The 21233-nt window shown below is 70.6% G+C and carries 20 protein-coding genes; 10 read left to right on the top strand and 10 right to left on the bottom strand.

Annotation, left to right across the window (positions count from 1 at the left end):
- Nucleotides 1–531 precede the first annotated feature (531 nt).
- Both EWH70_RS21625 and EWH70_RS21620 read right to left on the bottom strand, forming a co-directional pair.
- Nucleotides 532–924, bottom strand: a complete 393-nt coding sequence (locus EWH70_RS21625; RefSeq protein ID WP_130477260.1) for a hypothetical protein — start codon at nucleotides 922–924, stop codon at nucleotides 532–534.
- A 13-nt stretch (nucleotides 925–937) separates the two neighbouring features.
- Complete coding sequence (locus EWH70_RS21620; protein ID WP_130477313.1) at nucleotides 938–1255, bottom strand: hypothetical protein; 318 nt, start codon at nucleotides 1253–1255, stop codon at nucleotides 938–940.
- Nucleotides 1256–1594: 339 nt separating this feature from the next.
- On the opposite strand from EWH70_RS21620, the gene EWH70_RS21615 reads away from it, so the two are divergent.
- Both EWH70_RS21615 and EWH70_RS21610 read left to right on the top strand, forming a co-directional pair.
- The gene (locus EWH70_RS21615; protein ID WP_130477312.1) at nucleotides 1595–2905 is read left to right on the top strand and encodes a helix-turn-helix transcriptional regulator; all 1311 of its coding nucleotides are present in this window, start codon (nucleotides 1595–1597) and stop codon (nucleotides 2903–2905) included.
- Nucleotides 2906–2936: 31 nt separating this feature from the next.
- Nucleotides 2937–3824, top strand: a complete 888-nt coding sequence (locus EWH70_RS21610) for a phosphotransferase family protein (protein ID WP_130477259.1) — start codon at nucleotides 2937–2939, stop codon at nucleotides 3822–3824.
- A gap of 174 nt (nucleotides 3825–3998) precedes the next feature.
- On the opposite strand, the gene EWH70_RS21605 is transcribed toward EWH70_RS21610, so the two are convergent.
- From EWH70_RS21605 to EWH70_RS21585, 5 genes are all read right to left on the bottom strand, one after another.
- Entirely contained in the window at nucleotides 3999–6017 is a 2019-nt protein-coding gene (locus EWH70_RS21605; protein ID WP_130477258.1) for a tetratricopeptide repeat protein, read from the bottom strand.
- Between the two features lie 90 nt (nucleotides 6018–6107).
- Nucleotides 6108–7130 (bottom strand): copper resistance D family protein, encoded by a 1023-nt coding sequence (locus EWH70_RS21600; RefSeq protein WP_130477257.1) that lies wholly within the window; start codon nucleotides 7128–7130, stop codon nucleotides 6108–6110.
- Entirely contained in the window at nucleotides 7127–7672 is a 546-nt protein-coding gene (locus tag EWH70_RS21595) for a copper resistance CopC family protein (RefSeq protein WP_130477256.1), read from the bottom strand. Before EWH70_RS21595 ends, EWH70_RS21600 begins: the two co-directional genes overlap by 4 nt.
- A complete protein-coding gene (locus tag EWH70_RS21590; RefSeq protein ID WP_130477255.1) occupies nucleotides 7669–8421 on the bottom strand; it encodes a YcnI family copper-binding membrane protein in 753 nt (250 codons plus the stop codon). Before EWH70_RS21590 ends, EWH70_RS21595 begins: the two co-directional genes overlap by 4 nt.
- A 74-nt stretch (nucleotides 8422–8495) precedes the next feature.
- On the bottom strand, nucleotides 8496–9032 hold the full coding sequence (locus EWH70_RS21585) for a hypothetical protein (RefSeq protein ID WP_240687130.1): 537 nt from the start codon (nucleotides 9030–9032) through the stop codon (nucleotides 8496–8498).
- 323 nt (nucleotides 9033–9355) lie between these two features.
- Here EWH70_RS21585 and EWH70_RS21580 point away from each other — a divergent pair, with 323 nt between their 5' ends.
- The 5 genes from EWH70_RS21580 to EWH70_RS21560 are packed head-to-tail and all read left to right on the top strand — an operon-like array spanning nucleotide 9356 to nucleotide 14693.
- Nucleotides 9356–11116, top strand: coding sequence for a BCCT family transporter (locus EWH70_RS21580; protein WP_130477254.1), 1761 nt, complete (start codon nucleotides 9356–9358; stop codon nucleotides 11114–11116).
- Between the two features lie 44 nt (nucleotides 11117–11160).
- Nucleotides 11161–11760 carry an ABC transporter permease gene (locus EWH70_RS21575; RefSeq protein WP_420809082.1) on the top strand — a complete coding sequence of 200 codons (600 nt, stop codon included), beginning with the start codon at nucleotides 11161–11163 and terminating at the stop codon, nucleotides 11758–11760.
- Nucleotides 11747–12937, top strand: a complete 1191-nt coding sequence (locus EWH70_RS21570) for an ATP-binding cassette domain-containing protein (protein WP_420809081.1) — start codon at nucleotides 11747–11749, stop codon at nucleotides 12935–12937. Before EWH70_RS21575 ends, EWH70_RS21570 begins: the two co-directional genes overlap by 14 nt.
- The gene (locus EWH70_RS21565; protein WP_240687128.1) at nucleotides 12934–13728 is read left to right on the top strand and encodes an ABC transporter permease; all 795 of its coding nucleotides are present in this window, start codon (nucleotides 12934–12936) and stop codon (nucleotides 13726–13728) included. Before EWH70_RS21570 ends, EWH70_RS21565 begins: the two co-directional genes overlap by 4 nt.
- A complete protein-coding gene (locus tag EWH70_RS21560) occupies nucleotides 13725–14693 on the top strand; it encodes a glycine betaine ABC transporter substrate-binding protein (RefSeq protein WP_130477252.1) in 969 nt (322 codons plus the stop codon). The genes EWH70_RS21565 and EWH70_RS21560 overlap by 4 nt, the downstream gene beginning before the upstream one ends.
- Here EWH70_RS21560 and EWH70_RS21555 read toward each other — a convergent pair.
- Nucleotides 14690–15160, bottom strand: coding sequence for a DUF6474 family protein (locus EWH70_RS21555; protein ID WP_130477251.1), 471 nt, complete (start codon nucleotides 15158–15160; stop codon nucleotides 14690–14692). The genes EWH70_RS21560 and EWH70_RS21555 overlap by 4 nt on opposite strands.
- A 95-nt stretch (nucleotides 15161–15255) precedes the next feature.
- Between EWH70_RS21555 and EWH70_RS21550 the strand changes: the two genes are divergently transcribed.
- On the top strand, nucleotides 15256–16890 hold the full coding sequence (locus EWH70_RS21550) for a TM0106 family RecB-like putative nuclease (RefSeq protein ID WP_130477250.1): 1635 nt from the start codon (nucleotides 15256–15258) through the stop codon (nucleotides 16888–16890).
- 1 nt (nucleotide 16891) lies between these two features.
- Here the strand turns inward: EWH70_RS21550 and EWH70_RS21545 are convergent, their stop codons facing one another.
- A complete protein-coding gene (locus EWH70_RS21545; RefSeq protein ID WP_130477249.1) occupies nucleotides 16892–17650 on the bottom strand; it encodes an SDR family NAD(P)-dependent oxidoreductase in 759 nt (252 codons plus the stop codon).
- 124 nt (nucleotides 17651–17774) lie between these two features.
- Here EWH70_RS21545 and EWH70_RS21540 point away from each other — a divergent pair, with 124 nt between their 5' ends.
- Nucleotides 17775–19079 (top strand): UDP-glucose dehydrogenase family protein, encoded by a 1305-nt coding sequence (locus EWH70_RS21540; protein ID WP_130477248.1) that lies wholly within the window; start codon nucleotides 17775–17777, stop codon nucleotides 19077–19079.
- A gap of 5 nt (nucleotides 19080–19084) precedes the next feature.
- Nucleotides 19085–20875, top strand: a complete 1791-nt coding sequence (locus EWH70_RS21535) for a gamma-glutamyltransferase family protein (protein WP_165436357.1) — start codon at nucleotides 19085–19087, stop codon at nucleotides 20873–20875.
- Here the strand turns inward: EWH70_RS21535 and EWH70_RS21530 are convergent.
- Complete coding sequence (locus tag EWH70_RS21530; RefSeq protein WP_130477307.1) at nucleotides 20857–21225, bottom strand: ester cyclase; 369 nt, start codon at nucleotides 21223–21225, stop codon at nucleotides 20857–20859. The two genes, EWH70_RS21535 and EWH70_RS21530, sit on opposite strands and share 19 nt — an antisense overlap.
- Nucleotides 21226–21233 lie beyond the last annotated feature (8 nt).

Genomic DNA, 21233 nt, shown 5'->3' with positions numbered 1-21233 from the left:
CACACCGGCACCAGCCAGCACACCCACCCCACCAGCCACCACGAACGAGACAACACCCCGCCGCCACCAACGGCACCGTACTTGCGCGAGACGCAACCACAGCGCCCCTGCCAACGGCCCCAGGCCGTCGCCGCCCACGACCATGCCGAGGCTCTGACGTCTCACGTGGTGAAGGTGGCCTTCACGTGCTTCAGACACGTGGAAACCGCGGGCCGGTGCCGGTCGGGGGAGGGGGAGTGCAACAGCACCGGCCCGCGGAGAATGCGGGGCCACTCTGTGGGCGGGGAGCCACAGGTTGCGATATGCAATTTTTGTGGCGGCCAACATGATCAACAGTAACGATCGATTACCGCTCTGGCTAGGCATTGTGACGAAATTCCCCGATTAATCGTGGGACTTTCGTCGGTTGTGGTACCGGCGGCCGGCTCGTGTCGCTCGGGGGTACGGACGAACCGGCCGCCGGAGTTTCGGTGAACGGACGTCGGCACGATCGGGGCTGTCGGCCGGTCGGCATTCACCGAGATCAAGGGGTCACGGGGCTCCGGCGACCGCCTGCCGCGGCGTGACCAGTGCGTGCCGTCCGGTCGAGGCGACCTGCTCGGCCACCCGCGCCGCGCGACGGCCGCGCTTGCGTAGATCCTGCTGGGGCGCCAGGCCGCCGGCGACCAGGTGCTCGTGGGCGACCTGCCACACCGAGCACGGCGCCTTGCAGCGGTGCCAACGCGTCGAGCAGGTTGGGCAGTCGCCACGCTCGTCCGGCTCGTGGGCCTTGAGCATCGCGCGCCAGCCTTCGGTCAACCGGGGCAGTTCGGACCGGGCCACCGAGACCAGAGAAGCGGCGTCAGCGCGGTTGGCGAGGTCGGCCAGCATGTCGAGGCGCTCCCACACGGCGTTGCGGAGTACCTGACCGAGGATCTGATCCACCTGGAACTCACCGTCACCTTTCCGCCAGTTTGGCGGCTTCGTTGAGCGCGGCTCTGAGCTGGCCGAGCTGGCCACCCGTCAGCCGCGCGGTTTCCCCGGGAGGCCCGACCAGCACGACCTCACTGTCGTCCACGAACACCGTGACACAGCGCTCCCGGTTGATCACGTCACCACACTGCACGCGCCACACCGTGTGCCCGCCTTCCTGGCGACGGATGGACTCCGTGCCGGGCTGGCTCACGGGGCGCGCCGGCACGTGGCCGACGGAACGGAGGGCCGGACGCCCGGGGCGGGGCACCGTGCCTGTAGTGCTCGATTCCACGAACTGCACCGCGTCCACTCCGCTCTGTCGTCGCTCTCCGTACCGGGTTCCCCTTGGTGGTTGCTGAGCGTGATCGCCGTCTGTGTCGGCTCGCTCACAGGGAACTGCGAACTACATTGCGATGAAACCCGGGCCGATAGAAGCTCAACAGCACCTCGCCGCGCCGACCGGCCGGAGGGCGCCGATGAACGGTCATCGGAGTTCGGTCGGGCCGATCAGCCTCTACTTTTGGCACTTCGCACGGTTGAATAGGTGTGCCTACGCTGTCAATCGACGCCCAACGGACTGTGAGGGGGGCGCATGGACGCCGGAAACCCCATTCCGCCGGCTGCCTGGGAGCAGCCGGACATGCGGGACGCACTGGCTTCCCGGGACATCAGCACCGTGTACCGCCTTCTGCGCAAACACGGCGTGTCCCAGCGCCAGATAGCCGCGATGACCGGTCAGTCGCAGTCCGAGGTGTCGGAGATCCTCAAGGGTCGGCAGGTGATGGCCTACGACGTCCTGGTGCGGATCGCCGATGGCCTGGGTGTCGCCAGGGGGTACATGGGCCTCGCCTACGACGAGGCCACGGCGATACAGGTCGTCGGCGCTGCCGACGGCCGGCAGGCTGAGGAGGACGAGACCGTGAAACGGCGGAAGTTCCTCGCGCACGCCGCCCAGGTGACGATGGGAGCGGCGGTCTTCGGGCCGACCTCCGAGGCCTGGGCGACGTCGCCGGCGAGGACACCGGCGCCCGGTCGGATCGGGATGACCGACGTGCGGCAGATGGAGGCCGCGACCAGGGCGCTGCGCGCGCTCGACTACCAGTACGGCGGTGGTTTCTGCCGGGACGCGGTGGTGGCGCAGCTGTCCTGGGGACAGCAGATGCTCGAGGCGAGCGGCGCCGAGCTGGTCAAGTCGCGGCTCTACGTGGCGCTGGCCGACCTGCACAGCCTCGCCGGCTGGACCTCGTTCGACACCGGGCTCTTCGACTCGGCACGCGGCCACTTCGCCAACGCGCTCGACCTGGCCAAACAGGGTGACAACAACCCGCTGGTCGCCAACGTGCTCTACCGGATGGGCCGGGTCTACCTGCACCAGCACGCCCCCAACGACGCGCTGAAGCTGTTCCAGCTCGGCCAGATCGCGGCCCAGGAATCGGGCTCCGAGCTGGCGATCTCCGTGTTGTGCGCCAACCAGGCGTGGGCCTACGCGATGATGGGCAACGAGGAGCAGGCGGTCAAGCTGCTCGGCCGCACCAAGGACGAGTTCGCGCGGGCCGACATCGCCAGCGCCGAGTCCTGGGTGCAGTTCTTCAACGAGACCGACGTCTACGCCATGATCGGCACCGTGCACACCGCGCTGGCCATCGAGGGCAAGCTGGAGCACACCAAGTACGCCATCCCGGCGCTGACCAGGGCCGTCGAGGCCTACGGCGACGACATGGCGCGCAGCAAGACGTTCAACCTCAGTGCGCTGGCGGTCAATCACCTGCTCGAAGGCGACATCGACCAGGGCGCGAAGGTGGGCGGGAAGGCGCTGGACGCCGCGGAGGGGCTCAAGTCGGCCCGGGTCAAGGACCGGATGGAGCCGCTGAAGGTCGAGGCCGAGCGGCGGCGTAACAACACCGACGCCCGCGACCTGGCCGACCGGATCAACGCCTTCTACGCCGCCTGAGCCGAATCGCTGGTCAGGCCGGAAGAGCAGAGTGGACGGCCGATTCACAGCGGAGACCCTGGCCGACGTGCTGCGGCGGACCTGTGAGCTGCTCGGGCTCGCCCACCAGGGCGCCCGGTTGCTGCGGTTCACCAACAACGCGGTCTACCTGCTGGCCGACGACCGGGTCGTCGTCCGCGTGTGTGGTTCGCTGGCGCTGCGGCACCGCGCGGCCAAGGTGGTCGCCGTGGCCTCCTACCTGGCCGAACACGGCGTGCCGGCCATCCGGCTGCTGCCCGGCGTCGAGCAGCCGATGCGGGTCGGCGAGCACATCGTGACCGTGTGGGAGCGGGTGCCGGCCGGGCCCCGCGTGTCCACCGCGGCTGACCTGGCGTTTCTGCTGCGAAAGGTCCATTCGTTGCCGGTTCCCGAGGGGGTCGGCCCGTGGACGCCGGTCGCCGACGTGCGGGCACGGATCGACGACGCCGAGGAACTCGACGAGGGGGACCGGCGGTTCCTGCTGGACCGCTGCGCCGAGGTGGAGGACGCACTGGCCAGGGTCGAGTTCGTGCTGCCGACCTCGCTGATCCACGGCGACGCCCACCCTGGCAACGTCCTGGTCGGTCCGGACGGGCCGGTGCTGTGCGACTTCGACTCCAGCTGCGTCGGCCCGCCGGAGTGGGACCTGACGCCGCTCGCGGTGGGCAGGGAACGCTTCGGCGACCCCGCGGGCCGGTACCGGATGCTGGCCGACGGGTACGGCTTCGACGTGACCCGCTGGCCCGGCTTCACTACTCTGCGTGCGGCCAGGGAGCTGAAGCTGGCGACCAGCGTGCTGCCCATCCTGCGCAGTCATCCCTTTGTCCGGGGTGAGCTGAAAGGCCGCCTACGCGATCTGCGCGACGGTCGTACCGACACCCGGTGGAGTCGATACCGCTGAACGGAGGGCCGTCAACAGCGCTTTTCCGGTGATGTTCGGCGCTGGAAAATGACCGTTCGCCGTTTCTCCGAAACGAACACGCTGCGCGTAGTGAATTCGGCCCTCCTGGTCACCCTGTATGACAGATAGTGTCCCCCGTTCGCGCGGGAATGACTACGCTGCGCTACTTGACCCTTAGCTGGGCTCGATTTGCGCGCGCTCCAGCTGCTCCCGCAACGGGCCGGCTTCGGGCCGGCCGAGCTTCTCGTAGATGGCCAGCGCCTCGGTGTGCAGCCTGCGTGCCTCGGCCGCGTCGCCGGTCGCCTCGGCGAGGTCGCCGAGCCCGTGCATGGCCCTGGCCTCCTCGAACTGCGAGCCGCTGGCCCGCATGACCTCCAGTGCGGCGGTCAGGTGTTCCTCGGCCTCGGCGGTCCGGCCCGCCGCGGTGAGCGCACGGCCCAGCCCGGTCCGGGCGCGGGCCACGTTGTACTCGTTGCCGTGCTCGGTGAGCAGCTCGACGGCTCGCTCGAGCCGTCCGACCGCCTCCGTCGCGTTGCCGGAGTCGGTCAGCGTCACCCCGAGGTTGACCAGTGCCAGTGCGGCGTCGTGTTCCCGGTTGAGCCGGTCGGCGAGGTCGAGCACCTCGGTGAACCGGGCCGCGGCCTCGTCCAGGTCGCGGCGTGCCAGCGCGACCAGCCCGAGGCCCTCGACGGACCGCAGCGCGAGGACCTCGCCGACGCCTTCGGGCAGGACGTCGCGGGCAGCCGTGTAGTGCTTCACGGCGTCGTCGAACAGACCGGTCGCGCGGCGGGCGGCCGCCCAGCGGTTGTGCATCAGCGCCTCGGCGAGCGGGTTGCCCCACTTGGCGGCCACCTTGACGCCGAGCTGGCTGACCGTCACGAAGTCGCGGTAGTGCTTGTGCAGCAGGAACAGCGGCCACATCGCGGCGGCCAGCTGCCAGGCCAGTTCAGGTTCGCGACGGCGTTCGGCCGAGTTGATGGCCGCGATGAGGTTGAGCCGTTCGGTCTCCAGCCAGGCCAGCGCCCGCTCGGGCGGCGGCAGCGAGCCGGAGTCGGCCAGCGGGAAGGCGAACTCGTAGGGAATGCGGTCCTGGTCGGGCGTGGTCAGGTGGTCCTCGGCTGCCTGGGCGGCACGCAGGTACCACTCGACGATGCGACGCCAGGCTGCCCTCGGCTCGTCGGTGCCCAGTTCGCGGGCCTTCTCCTCGGCGTGTTCGCGGACGAGGTCGTGGAACTCGTATCGCTCGCCCGGCTTGTCGTTCAGCAGCGAGGCCTCGGCGAGTTGGATCAGCAGCCTCCTGGCCTCGGTCTGGCTGCGGTCGACGGCGGCGGACGCGACGCCGACGCCGAAGTCCGGGCCGGGGTGCTGGGCCAGTGCCACGTACAGGGCGGCCGCGTCGGCGGGCAGTTTGCGGTAGGAGAATTCCAGCGCGGCGGACACCGAGAGTCCCTTCTCGTCCTCGTTCTCCGCTGCCCGCCGCCTGCTGCCCTGCAGCTCGTCGGCGGTGCCCGCGAACGAGGGGAAGCGCTGGACGGCGAGCTGTGCGCCCACCGCGGCGACGGCCAGCGGCCATCCCGCACAGCGTTCCACGACCAGCTTCACATCCGGGTCCGCGTCGGTCACCGTGTCGGATCCCAGCATGCTACGCAGCAGCTCGACGCCGTGCCGCGTCTCGAACGGGTCGAGGTAAATCGGCCGGGTGTCGTGCTTGGCGTTCAGCGCACCCAGCCGGTGCCTGCTGGTCACCACGACGATGCTGGTCGGCGCGGCAGGTACCAGGTCGGTGACCTGGGCGGCGTCGGCGGCGTCGTGCAGCAGGACGAGCAGCGGCCGCCGGGCGGTGAGCGTGCGGTACATGGCGATCCGCTCGGTCAGCCCGATCGGCACGGCGGCCGGTTCCACGCCCAGCGCCCGCAGGAACTGCCCGAGCAGCTCGGCGGGGTCGACGCGGCCGTCCTTGTTGAACGCGCCGAGGTCGGCTTCCAGCTGCCCGCGCGGGAACCGGGCCTTGGCGTGCTCGGCCCAGCGGTGCGCCAGCTCGCTCTTGCCGATACCGCCCGGTCCGCTGATCACCACGAGCACAGGCCGGGACCGGTGCTCGTCGAGGATGCGGTCGAGGGTCGCCAGCTCCGCCGAGCGGTTGACGAAGTGTGCGGTCGCCCTGCTCAACTGCTCGGGAACGATCCCGTCCATCGGCTCCCCTCCGGAGGTCACCGGAGAGGATGCCTGCCGAAGGTCACCGTTGTGACCGGAAGATCCAAAAAACGGCCATTCGGCCGAATGTCACGCCACCGGCGCGCGGGTGAGCACGACGGCGAAGCCGAACGCCAGTCCCATCACCGCCAGCTCGACGGTCGCCCAGGTGGCCAGCGCGGTGCGCTGGTGCCGGATGATCTTCGGCAGCAGCCGCCAGCGCACCTGTGCCCCGAGCAGGGCGATGACCCCGGTGCACACGACCTTGAGCAGCACCAGTTGCCCGTACGGCGTAGTGAACAGGCCGGTCCACAGGTCCATGTTGGGGTTGAGGTTGATCTCGACGATCCCGTTGAACAGCCCGGTGGCCGCCGAGATGATCAGGCACAGCGTCGCCAGCTTGGAGAACCGGGGCAGCGCGCGGGCCAGCAGCGTCCGGTTGCCGACGAGCAGCACGGCCATCGCGCCGAGCCCGCCGGTCCAGGCCACCGCGCTCATCACGTGCAGCTCCATCGAGATCATCGTGTAGTCGTGGTAGTTCCAGTTCGACGCGTGGCCGGTCACCGGCAGCGGCAGCAACGCGAACAGGCCCAGCCCGACCCGGACCTCGGCGGGCACCTTCTCGCCGTGCCGCACGGTCAGCACGCCGAGCCCGGCGATCAGCAGCGCCAGAACGCCGACGACCAGCAACGCCTTGCCGGCGCCGACCTGCACGATGTAGTCCCACACGTCGCTCGCGCCGATCGTGGCGTTGCCCGGCTTGAACTCGGCTGTCTGCAGAACCAGCGCGACGAGCGCGGTGACCGACCAGACCAGCGCCGACGCGACGGCGGCCGGTCTGGTCAGCTTCAGCACGGGCTCGGTCAGCTTGGGCCGGTCGTAGCCGACCAGCACCGACAGCAGGGCCAGCCCGATCGTGGTGACCGCGGCGATGTCCAGCAGGACCCGCACGACGGGGATGGCGACCGAGACCACCTCGCTGACGTCGGTCACGCCGGGGATGGGCGCGGTCGCCGTGATGGCGACCCCGATCAGTGTGCCCACCACCGCCGTGGTCAGCGTGACCAGCAGCGTGCTGTAGCGGACCCGCGAGGTGGTCTCGGTCTCCGTCATTTCTGCGCGGGCTCCTTCCCCAGTCGCAGCGCGACGACCAGCCCGATCGCCAGCAGCACCACGGCACCGGCGATCCACACCCACAGCGGTACGCCGGTGCTGTCGCTCTCGCCGGACGCCGGCTTGGCCGCGCCCGGCGACTTGGCCGCGTCGGCCGACGCTGGTGTGCCGTTACCGGCCTGCGTCAGGGTGAACCGGATCTCGTCGGACACCGAGTGCCCGTCCGCGGACAGGATGCGGTACCCGATGATGTACTCGCCGGCCGGGCCGAGCGGGCGCAGCGTCGCGGTGACCGCGTTGCCCTGCACCTCGACCGGTCCCTCGGCCCACTGGCCGCCACCGGGACCGGTGACGGCGATCTCGTTGACGTCGGCGGCCTGCACGTACTGGTCAAAGGTCAGCGTGACCTTCGGCGGTCCGGCCGGGATCGACGAGCCCTTCGCCGGGTCGGACGCCACCAGCACGTTGTGCGCCGCCGCGGGCGGGGCCAGTGCCAGTGCCGCCGCCGCGGCGACGGCGAGTGCGATCAGCGCGCGCCTCATGCGTTGTCCTTCGGCGCCGCCAACTTCCTGGCCCGCAGGGTCGCGCCCGCGCCGATGCCCAGGCCGAGCGCGCCGACCGCGAGACCGGCGCCGCCCAGCCAGCGGGCGGTGTTGTCGGTGCCTGCCGAGGCGGCCTGGGCGTGGTCACCGTCGGCCTTGGTCTCGCCGTGGCCGTGACCGTCCCCTGTGGACGCCGCGAGCTTCACCGTCGGCGCGGGGTGCTCGGGTTCCTCACCGCCGGCGGGGGGCGGCGGGGCGTCCCAGTTCACGACCTTGCCGTTCTCGTAGGTCTGCGCGGCCGGGATCACCAGGGTGTCCACATTGGGCAGTGAACCGACGACGACCTCGAACTCCTGGAACTCCGTGGAGCCGGCGGCGATCTTGACGCCGGGCTGCGCGGTCCAGCTGATCTTGCTGACGACCTCGGCGACGTCGGCGCCCTTGCTGTTCTTCACCGGCGTGGGCAGCTTCACCTTCTCGACCTTGGCGGTCCAGCCGGGCAGCGGCCGGGTGCGGGCCGAGGTGAGCGCGTACTCGGCGGGGAAGGACACCTCGACCTTCGTGGTCCCGGCGTCGGGCTCCTCGTTGGGCACTCGCAGCACGAACGCGCCGTAGCCACCCTTGGTGGGCTCGGCGCCGTAGACGTTGGCGGTGACGTGCGCGGCGGCGATCCCGCCACCGAGCAGGGTGGTCATTCCGGCGACGCCGACGAGTACGGCGGCGCGACGCAGGGTTGTGGATGTCGACATGTAGGTAGGTACTCCTGAAACACAGAGGTTGGTTCGCGCCGTTCGCCGAACGGCACGCGTGAGTTGCTGGGGTTTCAGGAGTGGACGGGCGGGCCGCGCCTGCCGTGGACGCGACGCACGAGCAGCGGCGTCAGCTCCGGTCCGGGTGCGAACGTGACGGCGGGGCGCTGGGGTCGCGGCGGAACCGGCGCGGACAGCCGGACGACGGGCATCAGTCTGCGCATCCCCGCCGCGGCCGCGACCAGCCACCGTTCCGCGGCGGACAGCATCCCGGCGGTCAGGCAGGTGGCCACCACGTGTGCGGCGGTCATGGTCCAGCCGTTCACCGTGCTCGCGCCGTGCCCATGCGGGATCAGGTCGGTCAGCACGATGTGCATGACCAGCTGGCCGGTGCCCAGCACGGCGAGCATTCCCAGCGGTCCGCGGGTGCGCTCGGCCAGCTCGGTGGCGACCCAGCTGGTCAGGACCGTCAGCAGGAGGGTCAGCGACAGGTCGGGGGTCCCGCCCCCGCCGAGGGAGTGTGCGGACACCGCCAGCGCGGGCGCGCTCACCGCGAGCAGCCCGCCACGCACGGCGCGTAACGCGCTGTGGTCGCTCCGGGTCCTGCTCACCGCCGTAGCGTAGGTGACCGGGTGATGTGACGGGAATCCTGCCCGTCTGGTGAACACGCTGTATTCGGCGTGGTGATGAAAGTGGAACCTTCGGGGTATCCGCGCAGATCAGCGGGGTTACCACCATGTAATTCCTGCTTAATCGAAGCTGTTTCGTGCTTGCCGATCTCCGGCCGATCCGCAAATGTTGTGCCACTGTTCGAGGCGGTCGGGGGCCGTGTTCGAGGCACCTCGGCGGCTTTCGACCACTAGGGTGCATTGCACCAAACGGGTTACACCGGGTCGGAAGGAGGACGCGCCGACCGTGGCGCGTGCAGAGGAATATGAGCTCGCAGGACGGTAAGCCAGGCGAAGAAGAGGTGCCGGAGGGTGGTGCGGGCGCCGTGAGCGCCACCACCTCCGACCTCGCGAACGCGCCGGACACCACCGGTGCCGGTCATTCCCCCGACGACCATGTTCCCCTCGAGATCGCCGCCGACAGACCAGCCGAAACCGACAAGATCGTGTTCGGTGTCGCCGCCGTACTGGCCATCGCCATCATCCTGTGGGGCGTCTTCCTGCCGGAGAATCTGGCGGCGGTCGCCAAGACGGTGCTGAACGAGGCCGTCATCCCGTACGGCGGGTGGGTGTTCGTGCTCACCGCCAGCGGGTTCGTGTTGTTCGCGATCGGACTGGCGATCAGCCGGTACGGCCGGATCCCGCTCGGCGGCGACAAGGAACGGCCCGAGTTCCGTACCTCGTCGTGGATCGCCATGATGTTCAGCGCCGGCATGGGCATCGGCCTGATGTTCTTCGGCGTCTACGAACCGGTCTCGCACATGGCGAGCCCGCCGCCGGGAACCGCGCAGCCGAACTCGGACGAGGCCGTGCACACGGCCATGGCCACGACGTTGTTCCACTGGACCGTGCACCCGTGGGCGATCTACGCCGTCGTCGGCCTGGCCATCGCGTACAGCACCTTCCGCAAGGGCCGCAAGCAGCTGATCAGCTCGGTGTTCGCGCCGCTGCTCGGCACGCGGCGCACGGAAGGCCCGCTGGGCAAGGCGATCGACGTGATGGCGATCTTCGCCACGCTGTTCGGTTCGGCCGCCTCGCTCGGGCTGGGCGCACTGCAGGTCGGCGGCGGTATGGGTGCCGTCGGCTGGATCGACAACCCGGGCAAGGGCCTGCTGGTCGGCATCATCGCGGTGCTCACCATCGCGTTCATCGCGTCGGCCGTGTCCGGTGTGGCCAAGGGCATCCAGTGGCTGTCCAACATCAACATGGTGCTCGCCGCGGTGCTGGCGGTGTTCGTGCTGGTGGTCGGCCCGACGGTGCTGATCCTCAACATCGTGCCCGGCGCCATCGGTGACTACTTCCGTGAGCTGGCGGAGATGTCCGGCCGTACCGGGATGACCGGCGGCGAGGAGATGCAGACCTGGCTCGGCGGGTGGACGGTCTTCTACTGGGCCTGGTGGATCTCCTGGACGCCCTTCGTCGGCATGTTCATCGCGCGCATCTCGCGCGGGCGGACCATCCGGCAGTTCATCATCGGCGTCATCGCCGTGCCCAGCGTCGTCAGCCTGATCTGGTTCGCCATCTTCGGCGGCGCCGCGATCAGCAAGCAGCGGCAGGGCGTCGACATCGCCGGTTCCGGTTCGGAACAGGAGGCGACGTTCAAGCTGCTGGAGACCCTGCCGTGGTTCGTCCCCATCGCGATCATCGTGATGATCCTGGTGTCGATCTTCTTCGTCTCCGGGGCCGACGCCGCATCGGTCGTGATGGGCACGTTGTCGCAGAAGGGATCCGTGCATCCGACCAAGGGTGTGGTGATCTTCTGGGGCGTGCTGATGGGATTCGTCGCGGCGGTGATGTTGCTCGTCGGCGGCAACGACGCGTTGAAGGGTCTGCAGAATCTGACAATTCTCATCGCGGTGCCATTCGTCGTCGTCATGGTCGGCCTGTGTATCGCGGTGTGGCGTGATCTCTCCCAGGATCCGTTGATGAAACAGGAGGACGCCATGATGCGTTCGCTGCGTGAACTGCACGAGGAACGAACGAATGGCGGACGCCGGCGGCTGCTCGGCAGGAGCCGTCGGTCGTGAATTTCTTCGAGTTCGTCGCCGACAGGTGGGACAAGCTGTCCCTGATGGGGCTGCTCCACCTGTCGGCGGTCGTGCAGTGCACCGTCATCGCGGCGGTGCTCGGGGTGCTGATCGGGGTGGCGGTCTACCGCTCCCCGATCGGCTCCGCGCTGGCCACCGCGCTGGCCAGCACCATCCTGACCATCCCGTCGTTCGCGTTGCTGGGCCTGCTGATCCCGATCGTGGGCCTGGGCACCGAGCCCACGGTGATCGCGCTGGTGCTCTACGCCCTGCTGCCGATCGTGCGGAACACGATCGTCGGACTGGGCGGTGTCGATCCCGCGGTGGCCGACGCCGCGCGCGGGATCGGGATGAGCAGGCTCGGCGTGCTCACCCGGGTCGAGATGCGGCTGGCCTGGCCGGCCATCCTCGCCGGGATGCGGGTGGCAACGCAGATGCTGATGGGCATCGCCGTCATCGCCGCGTACGCGAAGGGGCCCGGCCTCGGCGCGCCGGTGTTCACCGGCCTCGCCAACGCCGGCAGCGCCAACGCGCTCAACAACGCGATCGCCGGAACCCTCGGCGTCGTCATCCTCGCCCTGCTGCTGGAGGGCGTCTACTTCGTCATCAACCGCCTGACCGTCTCGAGGGGTGTCCGTGGCTGAGAACGTGACCGTCGCAGACCAGACCGCGGAAGACGACGCCGTCTCCGGGGTCGAGATCCAGCTGGAACAGGTGACCAAGCGCTATCCGGGGCAGAAGGAGCCCGCGGTAGCCGACTTCACCATGACCGTGCCCGCGGGCAAGATCGTGATCTTCGTCGGCCCGTCGGGCTGCGGCAAGACCACGACCATGCGGATGATCAACCGCCTGATCGAGCCGACGTCGGGCCGGATCACCATCGGCGGTGAGGACGCCCTCTCGCTCAACCCGGACGAGCTGCGGCGCAAGATCGGCTACGCCATCCAGCAGGCCGGTCTGTTCCCGCACTTCACCGTGTCGCAGAACATCGCGGTCGTGCCCGGCCTGCTCGGCTGGGACAAGAAGAAGATCGAGGACCGGGTCGAGGAGATGATGGACCTCGTCGGCCTCGACCCCGCGCAGTTCCGCGACCGCTATCCCCGCCAGCTCTCCGGCGGTCAGCAGCAGCGGGTCGGGGTGGCCAGGGCACTGGCCGCGGACCCGCCGGTGCTGCTGATGGACGAGCCGTTCGGCGCCGTGGACCCGATCACCCGCGGCAACCTGCAGGACGAGCTGCTGCGGCTGCAGACCGAGCTGCGCAAGACGATCGTGTTCGTCACCCACGACTTCGACGAGGCCGTCAAGCTGGGCGACAAGATCGCGGTGCTCGGCAACAGCTCGACGATCCTGCAGTACGACACCCCGGACGCCATCCTGGCCAACCCCGCCGATGACACCGTCGCCGGCTTCGTCGGCGCCGGTGCGTCGCTCAAGCAGCTCACGCTGCTGCGGGTGCGGGACGTCGAGGTCAAGAACGAGGCACTGACCGCTGGCGTCGACGAGCAGATCGCCGATGTGCGGGAGAAGCTCGCCAAGCAGCGGATTCCCTACGTGCTGGTGCTCGACCAGCGGCGCAGGCCGGTGCGCTGGGCCCACCGGCGGGACCTGACCGCGGCGACGTCGCTGGCCACCGCCGGCCGCCCGCTCGGCGACGTGGTGAGCACGCAGTCGACGCTGCAGGACGCGCTGGAGGCCATGCTCGCCGAGGGCGGGGCGGTCCCGGTGACCGGTTCGCGTGGTGAGTACGTCGGCACCATCGACCTGGACACGGTGATGAACACCATCCAGCAGCTGCGCGCCGAGCACGGGGACGAGTCGTGACCGCGTCCGTGAAGCCCGCCACCGACACCTCCGGTTTCAGCACCGAGTCGGGCTCGACCAGGGCGGAGAAGATCCGGCTGTTCGCCCAGCCCGCGGTGGTGCTCGTCGTGGTCGCGGCCGTGTTGATCTGGGTGTTCTCCAGCGAGCTCAAGCCGAACGAGCAGGAGACCCTGAACGCCTCGGCGTTGCTGGTCAACCTCGGCGACCACCTGCTGATCACCGTGGTGGTGACCGCGCTGGTCGTGGTCATCGCGGTGCCGCTGGGCATCGTGCTGACCCGGCCCGGGGCGACGGTGCTGGCACCGTTCTTCCTCGCCATCGCCAACATCGGGCAGGCCGCCCCGGCACTGGGTGTGCTGGTGTTGTTCTTCCTGTGGACCGGCTGGGAGGGCCTGTGGGTGATCTCGATCCCGCTGGCCTTCTACTCGCTGCTTCCCGTGCTGCGTAACACCATGGTCGGCCTGCAGCAGGTCGACCCCGCACTGATCGACGCCGGCCGCGGCATCGGTATGTCGGCGAGCGCGGTCCTGCGCCGCATCGAGCTGCCGCTGGCGATGCCGCTGATCCTGGCCGGCCTGCGCACGTCGCTGGTCCTGGCGGTGGGCACGGCGACGCTGGCGGTCTTCGTCGACGGCGGCGGGTTCGGCGTGCTCATCGACACCGGCTACAAGCTGCAGCTGGACCGCGTGATGATCACCGGTTCGGTGCTGGCGGTGGCACTGGCGCTGCTCGTCGACTGGGTCGGCGCGGTGGCCGAACAGTTCCTCGGGCCGAAGGGTTTGAACGCATGAGGCGCCGGATGAAGGCCGTGCTGGGCGCGGCGCTGCTGGCGGCGACCGTGTCCGGCTGCGGGCTGGAGACCAACGCGGCGCTGCCCTACGAGGTCGGGCCGGGGTCGATCAAGGCGATCCCCGAGCTGCAGGGTGTCGACATCACGGTCGGGTCGAAGGACTTCACCGAGAACATCCTGCTCGGCTACATCGCCGAGCTGGCACTGGCGGCAGCGGGTGCCGACGTGAGCGACCTGACCGACATCAAGGGCTCGGTCAACGCCCGCAAGGCGCTGCTGTCCGGGGACGTCGACCTGACCTGGGAGTACACCGGCACCGGCTGGATCAACTACCAGGGCAACACCGACCCCATCCCGGACGAGCGGGAGCAGTTCGAGGCGGTCAAGAAGGCCGACGCCGAGCAGTTCGGCGTCGCGTGGCTGGAGTACTCGCCGGTGAACAACACCTACGCGTTCGCCACCACCGCGGCCTACGCGCAGCAGCACAACCTGAAGACCAACTCGGACATGACCCGGTTCCTCAAGGAGAATCCGGACCAGGCGGTCTTCTGCCTGGAGACCGAGTTCTCCAGCAGGCAGGACGGGTTCCCCGGCGTCCAGAAGGTCTACGGGTTCCCGTCGACCGACATCAAGCAGTTCGGCACCGGGGCGATCTACACGTCGGTCGCCAGCGGCACCTGCAACTTCGGCGAGGTGTTCACCACCGACGGCCGGATCGCGGGGCTGAACCTGAAGGTGCTGGAGGACGACAAGAAGTTCTTCCCGCAGTACAACGCGTCACCGACGCTGCGGGTCGACTTCCTGAACCAGCATCCGCGGATCCGCGAGGTGCTGGCTCCGGTGTCGGCGGCGCTGTCCAACGACCAGATGATCGAGATGGGCAAGCAGGTCGACATCGACGGCAAGGACCCGAGCGAGGTCGCCAAGGACTGGATGGTCGCGAAGGGCTTCGTGACCGTTTCCTAGATGCCGAGCCGGTGGAGCAGCTGCCCTTCCAGGTGGTCCAGCTCGCCGGCGACGGCGCGGTGGGCGGCGCGGCGGCGGGTGGACGGCATCCGTTCCGCCGCCCGCACCGCCGCGGCCAGCTGCCGCAGCGTCGCGCCGGTCTTGTCGGCGAACTTGCGGTCCTCGTCGGTGGCCCGCTCCGAGTCACGCAGCTCGGCGGTGCCCTCGGCGAGGCCCGCGATGCGGGCGTGCAGACCGGCGCCCCGGCCGGTGAACTCCCCGAGCTGGTCGACCGCGACGCCCAGCTTGCGGGCCTGATAGCGGTCGTAGGCGTCGCGGGCCGCGCCCGCGGCACGCACGGCGTACGGCGCCACCACGGGGATCACCGCGGGGCCGACGACCTTCGCAACGGCGAGCGCGTTGCGTGCCTTCTTCGGGGTGAACAAGCCCTCGGCTTCGGGCTCGCCCTTCTTCGCCTTGCGTGCCATCGGCCACCTCCGTCACCTGCCTGCGCTGACGAACTTACTGGTCGTCAACGGGCACGGCACATCGGCTCGTCGGTGTGTGCACCTAGAGTGGTCACGTGAGTTCCGAGGTAGTGCTGGATGCGGGAGCGGTCAGCCGCTGCCGGCGTCGAGTGCACCTCGAACACGACCCGGCGATGCGGGAGGTCCCGCTGGCGCCGCCCGATCCGGCCTCCGCGCAGCGGATCGCCGACGCCGCGACGCACCGCGCCACGATCGCCAGGCGCCTGATGGACGCCTCGCGCGGCGAGTGGGTGAGCGTGTCGCGGGAGTGGACGGCGGCCGAGCGGGTCGAGGCCACCGAGAAGGCACTCGACGCCGGCGCCGACTTCATCTGGGGCGCGTTGCTGCCGACCGACCGCGCCGGTGGCCGCCGGGGCGGGGTCGAGGTGCTGGTCCGCACGTCCACCGGCTACCTGCCGGTGCTCGTCGTGCGGCACCGCATCACCGACCGTGGCGAGGGCGCCAGCACCACCGAGCTGACCGACCTGAACCCGGCCAACGCCCGTCCCGACGAGCGGCGGAAGGTCCGCTCGCAGCCGAGGGACCAGATGCGGCTGGCCCACGTCCGGCGGCTGCTGCAGGCGACCGGCAGGGCCGAGCCGGGCAGGGCGATCGGTGGCGTCATCGGCCTGGACGCCGACGTCGTGGTGTGGCACGACCTGAACGCGCCGACCTGGCCGGGTGGGCGCAGCGCGCTGGCCGAGTACGACGCCCGGTTCGCCGACCGGATGGCGATCGCCCGCGCGGCGGCCGAGGGCGACGAGCCGCTGGCCATTCCGTCGCGGATCCTGGAGTGCAAGCACTGCCCGTGGTGGCCGGTGTGCGAGCGGGAGCTGCGCGAGGTCCGCGACGTGAGCCTCGTCGTCCGCGGCGAGGACGCCATGGAGCTGCGCCGGGCCGGGGTGGCCACCGTCGACGCGCTGGCGAAGCTCGACCCGGACGCCGGGCCGCCCGCGGGCTCCAACATGGAGCTGTTCGGCAACTACGTGGTGCTGGCCAGGGCGTGGCTGGCCGGGCTGACGATGGTGCGCACGGTGCGCGAGGTCCAGGTCGCCCGCGCCGACGTCGAGGTCGACATCGACATGGAGAGCTTCGGCGACTCCGGTGCCTACCTGTGGGGCTGCCTGCTGTCCGGCGCCGACATCGGCATGCGGCAGGGCTATCACGCGTTCGCCACCTGGGAGCCGCTGCCGACGCCGGACGAGGCGCGCTCGTTCGCCGAGTTCTGGGCCTGGCTGACCGAGGTGCGTTCGCGTGCCGCCGCGGCCGGGCTGACGTTCCGGGCCTACTGCTACAACGCGCTGGCGGAGAACCGCTGGCTGTTCGGCTCCACCCGCCGCTTCGCCGGAGCGGAGGGAATGCCGGCCCACGCCGATATTCAGTCCTTTGTGGACTCCGACGAGTGGGTGGACCTGTTCCAGGGCGTCACCGAGCAGTTCCTGTGTGCCCGCGGCAAGGGGCTGAAGGTGATCGCCCCCGTCGCCGGCTTCAGCTGGCGTGATCCCGAAGCCGGCGGCGAGGCGTCGATGCGGTGGTACCGCGACGCGGTCGGCATGGACGGCGAGCCCCCCGACGCGGCGCAGCGTGAGCGGCTGCTGCGGTACAACGAGGACGACGTCCAGGCCACCCGCGCGCTGCGGGAGTGGATGTCCACCACCGCGAACACGATTCCCTACATGGGCGATTTGTAGGTCAGCGCGGGGCCATCCGCAGCGAGCCGTCCAGGCGGATGACCTCGCCGTTGAGGTAGTCCTGGTCGATGATCGACAGCGCCAGGGCGGCGTACTCGTCGGCGCGGCCGAGGCGCTTCGGGAACGGGACACCGGAGGCCAGGCCGGCGCGGAACTCATCGCTCACCGTCGCCAGCATCGGGGTGTCGATGATGCCCGGGGCGATGGTGACCACCCGGATGCCGTGCGAGGCCAGGTCGCGGGCGGCAGGCAGGGTCAGGCCGACGACCCCGCCCTTGGACGCCGAGTAGGCGATCTGCCCGATCTGCCCGTCGAACGCCGCCACCGACGCGGTGTTGACCACGATGCCGCGGGCGCCGTCGTCCAGCGGCTCGGTCGCGGCGATGGCCTCGGCCGACACGGTCAGCACGTTGAACGTCCCGATCAGGTTCACCTCGACGACCTTGCGGAACAGGTCCAGGTCGTGCGGCCCCTTCTTGGACAGCACCCGTGCCGACGGGCCGATGCCCGCGCAGTTGACCACCGTCCGCAGCGGTACGCCGGAGCCGGCGGCCTGCTCGACGGCTGCCCGTACCTGGTCGCCGTCGGTGACGTCGGTCTCGACGTACGTCACGCCGTCGACCTGCCCGGCCTTCTCGATCGAGCCGGCCAGGTCCAGTGCGAACACCCGGGCACCCCGCTCGGCCAGGGCCTTCGCCGTCGCGCCGCCCAGACCGGACGCGCCGCCGGTGACGATGGCCGCGGTGTCGGTGATCTGCATCCCGTGTCCTTCCTCCGTCAGTTAACGCTCGTTCGCATCATGACCCCCGCCCCTTCGTGCGGAGTACGCGGGGGTGTCCGCTTCCGTTAGTGCACGGGTCAACTCCGGCTGTCACCTTTCGACCATGAGCTCAGCTCGCATCGTGGTAGTGGGGACCGGATACGTCGGACTGACCACCGGGGCGTGCCTCGCCAGCCTCGGCCACCGGGTGACCTGCGTGGACGTCGACGAGGCGAAGGTGGCCCGGCTCTCGGCCGGGCGAGTGGACATCCTGGAGCCCGGGCTGGCCGAGCTGGTGGGCAGGGGACTTGCCGCCCGCCGGCTCTCGTTCGTCGTCGGGGCCAGGGAGGCGGTGGCCACGGCGGACGCGGTCTTCCTGTGCGTGCCGACGCCGATGGGTGCCGGTGGCTCCGCCGACCTGCGGGCCGTCGAGGCGGTGACCGACGAGATCCGCGACACCGTGCCGTCCGGCTGCGCGCTGGTCACCAAGTCGACCGTGCCGGTGGGTACCGCCCGCCGGATCCGGGCGCTGCTCGGCCGCGCCGACGTGCCGGTGGTGTCGAACCCGGAGTTCCTGCGTGAGGGCACCGCGGTGGCCGACTTCCTCGGCCCGGACCGGATCGTCGTCGGCTCCGACGACGAGGCCGCCGCCCGCCGGGTCGCCGACCTGTACGAGCAGCTGTCCGCGCCGGTGGTGGTGACCGACGCGGCCAGCGCCGAGCTGGTCAAGTACGCCGCCAACTGCTTCCTGGCGATGAAGCTGTCCTACGTCAACGCGGTCGCCGAGCTGTGCGAGCGGCTCGGCGCCGACATCGAGGCCGTCACCGAGGGCATGGGCCACGACCGCCGCATCGGCCGGTCGTTCCTCAAGCCCGGGCCCGGCTGGGGCGGCTCCTGCCTGCCGAAGGACACCGCCGCCATGGTGCGGTTCGCCGAGGCGGCGGGCTACGACTTCACCATGCTGACGGCCGCGATCAGCGAGAACCTGGCCCAGCGGGAGCGGGTGCTGGCCAAGATCGCCGGTGCCGTCGGCGGGAACCTGTCCGGGGCGCGGGTCGGTGTGCTCGGGCTGGCGTTCAAGGCCGGGACCGACGACCTGCGGGACTCGCCCGCGCTGGCCGTCGCGTCGGCGCTGTTCGCACACGGCGCCGAGGTCACCGCGTACGACCCGGCGGTCGGCGGTGAGCTGCCCGGCATGATCGTGGTGGACGACCCGTACCAGGTCGCCAAGGGCGCGGACGTGGTCGTGCTGCTCACCGAGTGGAACGAGTTCCGCAGGCTGGACTGGGCCTACATGGCCGAGCTGATGGTGGGCGACACGGTCGTCGACACGCGTAACCTGCTCGACCCACACACCGTGCTCGACGCCGGCCTGATCTGGCAGGGCATCGGCCGCCCGCACGCGAGGATCCCCGTCGCTCTACGGTGAGGGTCGTGTTCACGACCCGACCCGAACTGTCCGGCACCCACGGAATGGTCGCCACCACGCACTGGCTGGCCTCGGCCGCCGGCATGGCGGTGCTGGAGGACGGCGGCAACGCCTTCGACGCGGCTGTCGCCGCCGGTTTCGTCCTGCAGGTGGCCGAGCCGCACCTGTGCGGCCCCGGCGGCCAGGTCCCCGCGTTGTTCGTCACGGCCGACGACCGGCGGCCGCGCATGCTGGCCGCCCAGGGCGGCGCGCCCGCCGCGGCCACGCCCGAGCACTTCGCCGACCTCGGGCTGGACCTGATCCCGGGCAGCGGTCTGCTCCCGGCCACCGTGCCCGGGGCGTGGGACGGCTGGCTGCTGCTCCTGCGTGACCACGGCACGAAGAGCCTGCGTGACGTCCTGCGGTACGCGTTGTCCTACGCGGAGAACGGGGTGCCGCTGGTCGGGCGCGTCGGCGAGACGGTCACCGCCGTCGAGCGGCTGTTCAGTGAGCACTGGCCGACGTCGGCCGCGTTGTGGCTGACCGGCGGGAAGCCGCCGGCGGCCGGGACGCTGCACCGTAACCCCGAGCTGGCCGCGACCTGGCGCAGGCTGCTCGACGAGGCGGAGTCGGCCACCGGCAGGGAGGCACAGATCGACGCCGCCCGGCGGGCGTGGTCGCAGGGCTTCGTCGCCGAGGCCGTGGACGCGTTCGCCCGCCAGGCCGTCCGCGACGACTCGGGCCGCGACCACGCCGGGCTGCTCACCGCCGAGGACATGGCCGCCTGGCAGGCGAGCTACGAGGATCCACTGGTGGTGGACTTCGACGGCTGGAGCCTGGTCAAGTGCGGCGGCTGGACGCAGGGCCCCGCGCTGGCGCAGACGTTGCTGCTCCTGGACGGGTTCCGCGACGAACTGTCCTACGTGGACGGCGTGCCGACGGCCCGCACCGTGCACCTGGCCACCGAGGCGGCCAAGCTCGCCTTCGCCGACCGGGAGGCGTGGTACGGCGACACCGACGTCCCGCTCGACGACCTGCTCTCGGCCGAGTACACGGCCGCCCGCCGGGCACTGATCGGCGACACGGCCAGTGCCGAGCTGCGCCCCGGCGCACCGGGTGGCCGGGACCCGCGGATGCCGGGCCTGCTGGCCAGGCTGGCCGAGGCCGAGCACGCGGCGGCGTCCGGCGGGGCCACCGGCGAGCCCACCGTCACCCCGGGCGGGGCGACGAAGGGCGACACCGTGCACATCGACATCGTCGACGCCGCGGGGAACATGATCTCCGCGACGCCCTCCGGCGGCTGGCTGCAGTCCAGCCCGACCATTCCCGGGCTGGGCTTCTGCCTGGACTCCCGCGGGCAGATGTTCTGGCTGGAGCAGGGCCTGCCCAACTCGCTCGCCCCCGGCAAGCGCCCCCGGATCACGCTGTCGCCGTCGCTGGCGCTGCGGGACGGCGAGCCGGTGCTGGCGTTCGGCACGCCCGGCGGCGACTGCCAGGACCAGTGGCAGCTCTGCTTCTGGCTGGCCCACGTCGGCGCCGGACTGAACCTGCAGGAGTCCATCGACGCACCGGCCTGGCACACCACCGCGTTCCCGGACTCGTTCTACCCGCGTGCCTGGACCCCGCGCGGCCTGCTCGTCGAGTCCAGGCTCGGCCAGTCCACTGTGGACCAGCTGCGGTCCTGGGGGCACCTGGTCACCGACAGCGGCCCGTGGTCGCTGGGCAGGTTGTCGGCGGTGTCCCGCGACCCGGCGACCGGCCTGCTGAAGGCGGCGGCCAACCCGCGCGGCATGCAGGGCTACGCCGTCGGCCGCTGAACCGGGTCCTCGGCGATCACCCAGTACTCGACGAAGCGGCCGCCGTCGCGTCGCAGCAGGTCGTGCCCGCGGAACTCGACGGGCTCACCCTGGTACCGCCCCCTGCCCACCCAGCGGGCGGCCACCAGGTCGCCGTCGGCCAGGGGACCGACCTCGACCTCGAACCGCAGCTCGTCGAACATGGTGCGGCCCTCCCGGATGACCGCCGCCAGCTCGCCGGGCCCGGTCACGAAGCCGGGCCGCCCTGGCCAGGTGCCGGTGAAGTCGGCCGACACCACCTCGGCGGCCAGATCCTCCAGCCGGTCGAGGTCGCCGTTCCACAGCTTGTCCAGCCAGTCCGCATACGTCACATCCGCCA

The sequence above is a fragment of the Amycolatopsis suaedae genome, assembly GCF_004214935.1.
GTDB lineage: Bacteria > Actinomycetota > Actinomycetes > Mycobacteriales > Pseudonocardiaceae > Amycolatopsis > Amycolatopsis suaedae.
The sequence above is the reverse complement of the archived record's forward strand: the minus strand, read 5'-3'. Positions and strand labels throughout refer to the sequence as shown.